Raw genomic sequence first — 11,033 nt, forward strand, 5'->3', positions numbered from 1 at the left:
TCGACACCTTCTCCAGATCAGCTCCCACTTGTGGCTACTCGACGCTCTCCGAACAAAAGCCTTGCCTCGTCGCCAGGGGCCAACGGTGCTCGCCACAGCACTGCCCGCACAGAGGCACCGGCGCATCCTCTCCGAGCGGGAGCGGGAGGTCGTGATCGGGCCGGACGAGACGGCGCTGGTGGTCATCTGCTCATGCCAGACACGGACCGGAAGGCCGTAAAGAGCTGCCTGCACCTCAACCTAACCTCCTCGGCAGAGACCGGGAGGTGGATCTAGCGCGTCCTTACGCTCGGGGCCCGCAGGGCGGACGTGGGTCAGAGCGGCGAGGAGTCGTAAACGGTGCTTGCCGATCCCGAGGGGAAGGAGCTCTGCGTCGTACGCCTGAAGACGCCCCTCATCGGCTGAGGCTCACACCTCAGGCACCGAGGGTGACTGGTGCCCAGCATGAGGAACAGGCCGTCGAGGCCGACCTGGTTTGGCGATGGCGGCGGGAGTGCGCGCCCGTGCCCACGGCCGCCCGAGCCCCTCTCCCGAGTGGGGCGGGGGCGGCGGTCGCTTCCCTCGGGTATTCATCCTCTCCGGAGCTCGAGCGTTATCGGTGTGGTGATCCGGACCTTGGCACCCGGGCCGGGCGTACTGGAAACCACGGTCCAGGCCCCCAGCCCACTGCCCGCGTCGGTCATCACGTCATGTCCGTCGGGCGCCACGGCCTCGATCTTGTCGAAGCACTTGAGGTCCTTGCCGAGCGGGTCGAACGGCCGGCCCTCGACGTCGGGCATGGGCTGGGGCCAGTCCTGCGCCCGGCAGCGCGCGTTGACACTGTCGGCCGCGTACGTGGGTGACGACTTGGAGCGTTTGGACTGCGCGGCGCTGGTGCATGCGCCGAGGACGGAGACAAGCAGTGCGGTGACGGCGGCGATGACGGCACGGCGTTGCATGGCGGGTTCTCCCCTGCTCGGGCTGGCTATTTGATCGTTCCGGTCCGGTGAGGGTCTTCGGCCAGGAGGTCCGCCTGGTGATCCCTGCGGCCAACAGCGACGGATCTTGTGTGCACGGCCCCCCAAGGACGGCTCTGAGCGCCGCCATTCTGGCGCCTGTGTGACTTGGAGTGGATGATCGCGAACGCTTCGTGTCCTTGCTGTGACCCGCGAACCCGCGCCAATGCCCTCACACCCTGGCTAACGGTCCCCGATGCCGAGGTCCTGGCACTCCGGATGCAGGTCCCGGATGCAGGTCCCCGATGCGGTCTCGGATGCAGGGGTCTCTCACACCCTGGTTACCGCGGGTGCCGGGCTCTTGGCCCGCAGCCGGCGCCAGACCGATCGGGGGCAACGGCCCTTGGGGCGGTTGTCGGTGAAATCCTGGTAGGGAACCATGAGCGGCTGAAGGCCGATCTCGACCCAGTGCTCCTTGCCCGAGGTGAGGTCCCAGCCGACGTTGGGCATCCGGATGTGGTCGTCGCGGTGGTCCTTGTTCTGGCTGGTGATCTTGAGGACCTCCGCGTAGTGGGGACGGCTCCTCATGACCACGCAGTAGCGTTCCTTGCTGCCCTCGGTGTCCCGGAACGGAACCACCGCGTGCCAGATCTCGCCCGGACCCGGGCGACGGCTTCCCGAGGGGAGACCGCGGTTGTCCCACCGGCGCGCGGCCACCAGACACACGTACGCGGTGAGACCGGCGGCAGCGCACTGCGCCATCGCGCGCGCACTCCACTCGGGCGCGTCGAACCGGGCAGCGGCCCAGTGGGCGGCGATCTGGCCGAGCACGAGCACCGCCGCCGCGCGAGCGACGACAACCCATCGGGCGACGGACCCTCGGCGGCTCGCGAACAGGGCCAGACCCGCGGCGGTGACGACGGGTACGCCGTAGAGGACCGCGTACTGCACCGGGCCCTGGACGTGCAGCGGCGGATCCTGAGACGCCATCAGGTCGGGCAGGGTGACCGGCAGCGCCAGGGCGTAGCCGACGGCGGTCCACAGGTTCAGCAGCAGATAGCCCTTGACGGCCATGCCCAGGCAGGACGTGTTGGTGCGACGGGCCACCGGATCCCCTCTTCGTCTGTACCGGTGCCGAATTCTTCAGGCAACGGGGACCCCACGGGGGCGAAGTCGGGAGTTGCCGGGCGGTCCGCGGTCCGTGTGCTAAGGCCCCGCGCGGGCGGCACTCTGTGCCGGATCGCCCGCTGTGTGTCCCTCCCGTGTGCGGCGTTCGGGTCATAGCCGTCACGTCGCGTGCGAGCCGGAGGGCGTCGGGGCGGCGGGGCGGACGGGCAGCCCATAGCCTGAGCCGGCAGGGAGATCAGTCGACGTCTGGAGCAGCGCGTGGCCGGGCTGACGGTGTGGCAGCGGCTGGGAAGGTGGAGGCCCCTGCTGCCGATGGTTCTGCTGTGCGCGGCCGTGGTGATCGATTTCGCCACGCCGCCCACTGTCAGCGCCGCGGCTCTCTACGCGGCCGCGGTCCTCACGGCCGCTCCCCTGCTGTCCCTGCGCGGGACCATCGTCACCGGGGTGACGGCGTTCCTCGTCGACCTGGCCATGTTCGGGTACTTCGGCTTCCACGGAACCGCCACCGAGTTCAGCGAACTGTCCATGGTCGCGACGGTGGCCGTGATCTCGGTCTTCCTCAATCGCCTCCTCCATCACCTGCACACGCAGCTCCGTTCGGCCCGTGACATCGCCGCCGCCGTCCAGCGGGCCGTCCTGCGCGACCCGCCGGAGGCGAGCGGGCCGCTGCGGTTCGCCGCCCGCTATGAGGCCGCGCAGTCGGACGCGCAGATCGGCGGAGACCTCTACGCGGTGGTCGATACGCCGTTCGGCGTGCGCTGCGTGATCGGCGACGTGCGCGGCAAGGGGTTGAGCGCGGTCAGGGCCGTCGCGGACAGCATCGGCACGTTCCGTGAGGCGGCCCTGCAGGAACCCAGCCTCACCGCGCTCGTGGAACGGCTGGAGCGAGCCGTTGCCCTCGAGATCGAGCAGTCGGGGGGTGTGACCGAACTCGAAGGGTTCATCACGAGCGTGGTCGCGGAGTTCCCCCGTCACGGGAACCAGGTCCGCCTGGTCAACCGCGGTCACCCGGCCCCCATGCTGTTCTTGCCGGATGCCGTGCGGTATGTCGAACCCAGCCGGCCGGCGTTGCCCCTGGGCCTGATCGCTCTCGCCGCCGGTCCGGAACACGTCGACACGGTGACGTTCCCGGAGGGCGCCACTCTGCTGCTCTACACCGACGGACTCACGGAAGCCCGGGACGCGAAGGGAGAGTTCTACGAGCCGGCCGGCAGGTCCGACCTGACGCGGTACGACCGTCCGGACGCCCTCCTCGACGCCCTGCTGGCCGACGTGCACCAGCACACCGGCGGCCGGATGACCGACGACATGGCACTGCTGGCGATCACTCATGGATCCGAGAACGCGTAACGCGCGCGGGCGGCCGACGACGAGGATCCTGCTCCGGCCACGGCCGGGCATGGGATGCTCCCGTGATCACACGTGCCAGTAAGGAGGGCCATGGCAACGCTCGATGAAATCAAGGCACTCCTGGGCGAACCCGGATTCCATTGGTCCGATCCCGCTCCCTGGACGCGTCTGGAGCAGGAACTCGGGGTCGCTTTCCCCGCCGACTTCCGGACCCTGGCCGACGCCTACGGCCCCGTCCTGATCAGCGGTGGGCTGTACCTCCATCACCCTGGCCACCCGACCAGGAACCTCGGAGCAGAGATCAAGGAGTCGATGGAGTTCTGGCTCGACGAGGATTCGGCGGAGTTCCTTCCCAGCGGAGCGGGATCTCGCCCTGGAGAGCTGTTGCCGGTCGCGACAGGCACGACGGCGGAGACGGTCTTCCTGCGCATACCGTACGAGCCCTCGGCTCGGTGGGCCGTCGGCGTGCAGGAGATGGACAGCGGGGAGTTCGTCCTCTACGAAATGACGTTCAGCGAATGCCTGTTGGCATACCTGCGGGGCGAGGACGTCATGGCGGGCGCCTCCACACCGGAAACGGCCGTTCTTCGAGCCTCTGAACCAGTGACGCGAGCCAGGAATTCGTCGGAGATCTCCGTCGACTCGGTTCCTGGTTCGCCAGGGTTCTTGGCCCGCTTCACAGGACCTGGGCCGCGCGAGCCGACGAGAGCCAGCTGGGGAACTCCTGCAGAAGTCTGTCGTAGAGGAGATCGTCGCGTACTTTGCGCGGATCGCGGCCCGCGTGGAAGAAGCCCGCGTTGTCGACGATGCGATGTCCGGGAACAGCCAGGGTGTCGAGACGGCGGAGAAAGGCGAACTCGTTGTCGTCGGGGTCGCCGAACCCGATGAACTGCCAGAACAGCGGCAGGCGGGCGGCCTTGCAGAGGTATCGTTCGGCGGCGAACCTACTTGTGGGCCCTCCGTCGGTCTGGAAGATCACCAGAGCAGGGGCGTCGCTGCCGGAGGCCAAGTAGTGGTCGACGACATCGTCCATGGCCCAGTGGTAGTTCGTCCGCCCCATGCGACCGAGGTTCTCGTGCAGCTTGTTGATGCGGCCACGATGTCCTCCCAGCCTGAGGTCGGTGGATCCGTCTACGTCGGTGGAGAAGAACACCACCGGCACCGTGCCGTCGTCATCGAGGTGGGCGGACAAGGAGAGCACCTGCTCACCGAGATGCTGCATCGTGCCGTCCTTGTAGTAGGGCCGCATCGAACCGGAGCGGTCCAGCACGAGATACACGGCAGCACGCAGCCCCTCGAGACCGTGCGCACGCACGCTGGACCCAGCCGCTTCGTAGAGGCTCACCAGATCCGGGGCCTGCGCCTGCATCTTGGACAGACTGATCGCCGGTGCGTCGTTCTGAACCCTGCCCATGATCACCACTCCCGTGTCGCGCGCCGCCCCTCATCCTCGTGGCTGAGGCGGCACCATGAGGCAGCGTTTCTCGACGTGGTGTGGGCGCATGGGAGCGTCCGGCGGTTGCACAACGCTCGGGCAATGCCGACTCACGCCACGCACCGCGTGCCGCAGCGTGAACGTCTCTCTCCCGCATCCCGTCCGAGCCGCGCTCAGCCGGGGACGCGGCCAGAGAGGAGACCCCCTCAATTGTCCGCACCGCACGAGGCCGGCGGATCGGCGCGGCCGCCCGGTCCGACCGGATCTGGCGCACCGGTTGTCCGACTACAGCCCATCGAATCGGCCCACGGGTAAACGGGTTAGGGGAACGCCGGAAGGGGCCAGGTACCGGCTCCGTTCATGCGTCGATGACCGCCGGCTCCGCGGGTCGTTCGGCGACGTGCGGGCGTGACATCCGCCGCCCCGCGAGACGGCAGCCGAGGCAGTCGTCGTGGCCGTCGCGGGCGGTGACGTCCCTGACGCGCCAGTCCCACTGGGCGACCGGACGAGGACCGCTCGGCTTGCCCCAGCCCGCCAGGTGCAGCATCCATGTGGTCAGCAGCGCCAGGGCCAGCACCGCCGCTCCCGCGAGCGCGAGAAGTCCCGACGCCCTGATCATCGCGAGTCCGCACAGCCCGAATCCCAGCACCGCGATGCCCGCACCGCTCCAGCCGGCGACCGTGTGGCCCAAGTCGTGGTCGTCGTCACCGTGGATGAACATGATCTCGCCCCTCGAGAGCTGTGAAAATGGTAGGGATGACCCCATCGCGAGATCTCTTACCTCGCGAGCTAATTATCTTAGATCCTAAGAGGAACCGTGAGTGATCACAAGGCTCGCCCGGCCGCGACGGCGGACCACGCGCTCTACGCCATGGACCGGATGATCGCCACAGCCCAGTTCGGACAGCAGGACATCGCCCGCCGGATGGGCCTGAACGTCACGGACCTCACCTGCCTGGGCTTCCTCATGGAGGCGTCGACGGCCGGCGAGTCACTGGTCGCGGGCGATCTCGCGGAACGCGCCAGGCTGACCACCGGAGCGGTGACGGGAGTGCTGAACCGCCTGGAGAAGGCGGGCTACATCCGGCGTACCGCGGACCCGGGCGACCGCCGACGCGTGTACGTGGTCATGGAGGAGACCGCTCAAGAACGCGTTCTCGAGATCTACGGCCCCGTCTACCAGCGACTGGCGTCCCTCTTCGCCGACTACGGACCGGACGAGATCGCCGTGTTGGCGGACTGGTTCACCAGGGCCCGCACCATGTTCGACGAGGCGTTGCACGAAATCCGGGAGGGAGTGCCCACGTCACCGCCCGCCGACGGGACTCCATCTCGTCGAGGGTGACGATCCCGCCCCGCGAAGGACCGCTAGTCGCACCGAACGTGTCGCGACGCGAGCCGATCGCATCCCACGACGACAGGGCCTTCATGTGGCGCGATGCGCGTACCTCGTACACGCGATGGGTGCACCTCGTACAAACGGGGACGCCACCAACGCAGTTGGGGCGCCGCCCACACCAAGAGGCCTTCGAGGGGCTGCCCCACAGCACGGCGGGCCCCCGCTCTCCCGCGGGGGCCCGCCATCAACACCAGGGTCAGGATCCGCCGACGGACTCGACGACGTCGCCGACGCTCACCGCTTCGTCCTGTGCCATGCCGAGGAAGCGCTGGACCGTCTGGATCGGCATGTCGAGCCCCTCCGACGCCTCCTGCATACCGCCGAACACCTGCACCGCCTCGGCGACAGCCATGGCCACCTCGACCTCGGCCTTGCGAACCTTGGCCTCGGCCTTGTCCACGGTGTCGACCACCGCCAACTGACGGCGCTGCTTCTCCTGAAGTCGCTGCTTGCGCGACAGGGCTCTGTCGGAGTTCGAGTTCTGCACAGACATGGCCAAGATCATAATCAGTTGCCGCCACACCCGTGAAATCCGCAACTTGCCTGCACCGCGTGGACATTCAGAGATGTGACTCCTCCCCCTCGTGAACGAGGGGGCTTCTGGCTAGGCCGGGTTGGCGTCGCGATGGACCAGCCCGGCCCGTAGAACGTTGGTGGCTCCCACTGTGTCGGCGTGCGCGGTGTGGGCGCAGGCGACGCAGTGGAACTTTTCCTGTGTGGGCCGGTTCTCCTTGGCGGTGTGCCCGCATTCGGGGCACTCGCGTGAGGTGTTACGGGGGTCCACGGCGATCACTTCCCGTCCGGCGCTTTCAGCCTTGGCGTACAGGATCGTCAGGAACACCCCCCATCCGGCATCGTGGATCGACCTGTTGAGTCCGGCCTTGGCGGCGCCACCGTTGGGCAGGAACGCGCCTGCCTGGTCGGGGTCGGGCTTCGGCGCGGGTGACCTGGTCATGTTGCGGATCTTGAGGTCTTCGTGCGCGATGAAATCGTGTCGGCGTACGAGGTCGAGAGCGGTCTTGTGCGCGTGGTCGAGACGCTTGCGTCGTACCTTGCCGTGGAGCTGGGCGACTTTGTCCACGGCGCGCTGGTGATTCCTGGTGCGGTCTTTGGCCTTGCGACGCGGGAACCGGCACAGGGTCTGCTGCGCGGCTTCGAGCTTCGCTGCAGCCGTCCGGCCGTGGCGCGGGTTGGGGACGAACTCGCCGTTGGAGTCGGCGAGGAAGTTGGCGATGCCCAGGTCGATGCCGACCACGCTGTCGGTCGCGGGCAGCGGTCCAGGGTGGTCCTGTTCGGCGGTCAGCACGACGAACCACTTGCGGCCCTCACGCTTCACCGACACCGTCTTGACCCTGCCGGCCACGGCGCGATGCTGGTTGACCTTGACATGACCGACGCCCTGGAAGCGGACGCGGGTGACGGGGTCGTGCGGGGTGGAGTCCCAGCGGCAGCCGTCGCCGTCCTTGGGGAAGTCCACCGTGTCGAACCAGTTCACGCCGCGAAAGCGCGGGTATCCGGGTGTCTCGCCGGACTTGACGCGGCGGAAGAACGCCTGCATCGCCTTGTCGAGACGGCGCAGGCTGGCCTGCTGCGAGGAGAACGACCAGCGGCCCTGCCGTTCCGGGTCGAACGCCCGGATCTCCTTGAGCTGCCCGGACTGGATCCCGTACTTGACGCTCGTCTTCGAGCTGTGCCGGTAGGCGTCGCGGCGTTCCTGCAATGCCCCGTTGTAGAGGGAGCAGTGATCGCGCAGCATCTCGCCCAGTGCCTGCTCCTGGCGCACGGTGGGCCGCATGAGGAACTTGTACGCACGGATCATCCGGCCCACCCCCTTTCGGTCTGGCTTGACCACAACAATACGCTTGGCGTATGTCACCACGTTGAGGACCAAATACCGATATGTGCCGGGGCCGTCATGTGACCTTCAACCTGCACGCACACTTGGTGTTCGTCACCGAATATCGGCGCGGCATTCGATGACGACATGCTGAAGCGGTGCGAGGAGATCATGCGCGCGGTGTGCTCCGGCTTTGAGGTCGAGCTGCGCGAGTTCAACGGCGAGACCGACCACGTACACCTGCTCGTGCACTACCCACCGAAGATCGCCCTGTCCCGGCTGATCAACAGTCTCAAGGGAGTCATCTCCAGGTACCTGCGGGCGGAGTACACCGGCCGGGTCAACAGGATCGGCATGGGGTCCGTCTTCTGGTCCCGCTCCTACTTCGCCGGGTCCTGTGCGCCGCTGACTGTGATCCGTCAGTACATCGAGAACCAGAAGCGGCCTGCCTGACCGCCACCACGAGGACGAAGAGCACTCCGGCGCTTCGCGCCTCCGCGTCGAGGATGCGTTTCCCTCCCCAACTGAAGCCGGGGATACCCACGCAAGATCAGGGATGGATCATGTCCATGGCCGGGTTCATCCTGCTGTGTGCGCACTGGCGGCCGCCGACCCGCACTGCTCTTCGGACTCTGGCGGACAGTTCCGTGCCCGGCCCGTCAGAAGGCGGGCCGGGCACGGGTGTTGCGTCAGGCAGGTCGGCGGGACGAGCCGGCGTCCGGGGTCAGGAGCCGGTCGCTGTCACATCCGACGAGTAGACCAGTGCGACACGGTGGTTGTACTGGATGGTGTACATCTGCCTGGCGCCGGTGACGATCGCCCCGGAGGTGAAGTAGTCATCCGTGTTGACGGGCGGTCGGGTGGCGACGTACGCCTGACCAGCCGGAACGGTGTACCAGCTGATCGGTGCCTGCGTCGAAGGAGACAGTCCCGCGGGGTACTCCGCCCGGTCGGGATAGCTGGAGCCGTAGACCGACACCGGCGCGGTGCCCGCGGCGGAGACCAGCGTCACGTCGTGCGCGGGCGTCGTGTTGATGCCGTCCGGGTTGTAGAACCACACCTTGGCGCCGCTGTACCAGATGGCGGTCCAGTCTCCGTCGACGTCGGCCACCACGTACTGCTGACCCGCCTGCGCGGTGGAACCCCAGTCACTGATCCGGTCGGTGCCCGCCGTGCCCTTGTGGATGGCCTGATCGCCGAAGAGCGGGGCGGTGTCGCTGGGAGCGGTGCGCAGGAAGACGAAGTTCGAGGCCTGCTGCTGCTCGGCGCACGAAGGAGTGGCGCCCGTGGGGTCGTCGCCGGGACAGATCTGTACGGTCTGCTGGTTCGCGGTGAAGCCGGGGGCGATCGTCACCGCCGAGCCGACCGCGCCGACCCCGTGCTCTCCCGTCACCGGAGCGCCGAGCAGGCTCATCAGATGCTCCCAGTCCCAGGACGTGCCCGGGTCCCAGTGCATGCCCGAGACGAGGCTGGAGCTCGGGCCGGCGACATTGTCGTGGCCGATGATGTGTTCACGGTCCAGCGGAATGCCGAAGCGGTCCGCGAGGTACCGCACCAGGGACGCTGTGGCCTCGTACTGCGCCTCGGTGTACCAGGTGCCTCCGTGCGCGGCGTAACCCTCGTGTTCGATGCCGATGGAGTGCAGGTTCGTCGAGTAGTTGCCGGCGTGGAAGGCGACGTCCTTGGTGGGCACCATCTGCGTCACCGCGCCGTCCGAAGCCCGCATCACATAGTGCGCGGAACTGCCGCCCGCCTTCTGGAAGGTCGCGATGGCCGACTCGTACGACGACTCCGTGTCGTGGATGACGATCGTGTCGATCCTGATGCCGTTGGCCGGACGGCTGGAGACCTGACCGTTGGACGACGCCGCCGCCACGAAGGTGCACGAGACCTCCGGCGGACACTCGGTCGCCGCCGAGGCCGCGACGCCGGTCAGGGAGAGCTTGCTCAACTGACCCTTCTCGGCCCGGACCTTGCTGTCGGCGCCGAGTGACACCCGCTGCCCGTCCTGGGTCACACGCGTGGCCCCGGACCTGATCGTCGCGAAGACGCGGTCGGCGAACGCGGTGGCATTCCGCCTCTGCGCCGAGCCACTGTAGCGGGCCACGGCCCCGTACCACCGACCGGCGTCCGAGGAGCGGCCACCGGCCACGGCCTGCTGATAGGAGGCCAGAAGCGCGGCCCCGCCGTCGATGTTGGCGACGGGGTCGTCGCGGAGTTCGGCGAGGGACAGGCCGGTCAGCCTCGCCGCGGCCCGCAGCGTGTGCAGAGCCGGGTCCTTCGCCCTGCCCGCCAGGTCCGCCCGTCCCACCATCCCGGCCGGACCGCCGGCCAGCATCGCGGGTGTGACATCGGTGAGATGCATCGGGCCGTAGCCGCCGCTGGTGCTCATCCGGCCGGCGTGGGCGTCCCACGCCGACTCCTGGTAGGCCACCGCGAGCAACACGCTCACAGGGACGTGGTACTTGGCGGCGGCGGCCGTGAAGGCACGCTGTCGTGCGCTGGATCCGGACGACGCGGCGGTTTTGGCATGTACGTCGGTTCCGGCCTGTGCGGCCGACGGCACCAGGGCGGTCAAGGCTCCCGCGGTCAGCGCGGTCGCTGCGGCTAAACCGATCAGCCGATTCCGCGACACCCGCTCTCGGGTGGCAGTGTCCGTTATCTTCTTCATCTTCACGTGTTCTTGAGCTCCAGGGAAACCAGGAGGGCTGTCGGCTTCGCGCGTTTGTCGGGCAGAGGAGCCGATGCCGCCTGGGGTGGAAAGGGAAAATGTTCGGGAACCGCTACGGCGAACGCCCGAAGGATTCACTGACGCGGTACCGAGTCTCGCGTCGAGGCGCCAAAGCCGAACGACCATGGCCTCGCGGTCAGTCTGCGGCCAACCGCCCGTGAGGAAACCGCCCGAGGCCCCGCCGAACCCCAAAGGGTTGGCCCCCCGCACAAACCCCA

9 protein-coding genes and 1 pseudogene are annotated in these 11,033 nt (G+C 68.0%); 3 read left to right on the top strand and 7 right to left on the bottom strand.

Going from position 1 to position 11,033, the window contains the following annotated elements:
• Positions 1–569: 569 nt before the first annotated feature.
• Both ACFXGX_RS35670 and ACFXGX_RS35675 read right to left on the bottom strand, forming a co-directional pair.
• Positions 570–938, bottom strand: coding sequence for a hypothetical protein (locus tag ACFXGX_RS35670; RefSeq protein WP_384800062.1), 369 nt, complete (start codon positions 936–938; stop codon positions 570–572).
• A 327-nt stretch (positions 939–1,265) separates the two neighbouring features.
• Complete coding sequence (locus ACFXGX_RS35675) at positions 1,266–2,042, bottom strand: hypothetical protein (RefSeq protein ID WP_384800065.1); 777 nt, start codon at positions 2,040–2,042, stop codon at positions 1,266–1,268.
• A gap of 279 nt (positions 2,043–2,321) precedes the next feature.
• Here ACFXGX_RS35675 and ACFXGX_RS35680 point away from each other — a divergent pair, with 279 nt between their 5' ends.
• Positions 2,322–3,413, top strand: coding sequence for a PP2C family protein-serine/threonine phosphatase (locus tag ACFXGX_RS35680; RefSeq protein WP_384800068.1), 1,092 nt, complete (start codon positions 2,322–2,324; stop codon positions 3,411–3,413).
• Between the two features lie 676 nt (positions 3,414–4,089).
• On the opposite strand, the gene ACFXGX_RS35685 is transcribed toward ACFXGX_RS35680, so the two are convergent.
• Both ACFXGX_RS35685 and ACFXGX_RS35690 read right to left on the bottom strand, forming a co-directional pair.
• Positions 4,090–4,827, bottom strand: coding sequence for a VWA domain-containing protein (locus tag ACFXGX_RS35685; protein WP_384800070.1), 738 nt, complete (start codon positions 4,825–4,827; stop codon positions 4,090–4,092).
• A gap of 379 nt (positions 4,828–5,206) precedes the next feature.
• Positions 5,207–5,569: an HGxxPAAW family protein gene (locus ACFXGX_RS35690; protein WP_384800072.1), complete on the bottom strand. Its 363-nt coding sequence runs from the start codon at positions 5,567–5,569 to the stop codon at positions 5,207–5,209.
• Positions 5,570–5,719: 150 nt separating this feature from the next.
• On the opposite strand from ACFXGX_RS35690, the gene ACFXGX_RS35695 reads away from it, so the two are divergent.
• Positions 5,720–6,193 (top strand): MarR family winged helix-turn-helix transcriptional regulator, encoded by a 474-nt coding sequence (locus ACFXGX_RS35695; protein WP_384800093.1) that lies wholly within the window; start codon positions 5,720–5,722, stop codon positions 6,191–6,193.
• Between the two features lie 250 nt (positions 6,194–6,443).
• Here the strand turns inward: ACFXGX_RS35695 and ACFXGX_RS35700 are convergent, their stop codons facing one another.
• Together ACFXGX_RS35700 and ACFXGX_RS35705 are read right to left on the bottom strand one after the other, a co-directional pair.
• Positions 6,444–6,740: a hypothetical protein gene (locus ACFXGX_RS35700; protein WP_384800075.1), complete on the bottom strand. Its 297-nt coding sequence runs from the start codon at positions 6,738–6,740 to the stop codon at positions 6,444–6,446.
• A 111-nt stretch (positions 6,741–6,851) separates the two neighbouring features.
• Positions 6,852–8,066 carry an RNA-guided endonuclease InsQ/TnpB family protein gene (locus tag ACFXGX_RS35705; RefSeq protein ID WP_384800078.1) on the bottom strand — a complete coding sequence of 405 codons (1,215 nt, stop codon included), beginning with the start codon at positions 8,064–8,066 and terminating at the stop codon, positions 6,852–6,854.
• 80 nt (positions 8,067–8,146) lie between these two features.
• Between ACFXGX_RS35705 and tnpA the strand changes: the two are divergent.
• Positions 8,147–8,537: pseudogene (tnpA, locus tag ACFXGX_RS35710) on the top strand (IS200/IS605 family transposase).
• Positions 8,538–8,808: 271 nt separating this feature from the next.
• Here the strand turns inward: tnpA and ACFXGX_RS35715 are convergent.
• Positions 8,809–10,755, bottom strand: coding sequence for an N-acetylmuramoyl-L-alanine amidase (locus ACFXGX_RS35715; protein ID WP_384800081.1), 1,947 nt, complete (start codon positions 10,753–10,755; stop codon positions 8,809–8,811).
• Positions 10,756–11,033: the final 278 nt, after the last annotated feature.

Origin of the sequence: Streptomyces sp. NPDC059371, from assembly GCF_042751995.1 — a bacterium.
GTDB lineage: Bacteria > Actinomycetota > Actinomycetes > Streptomycetales > Streptomycetaceae > Streptomyces.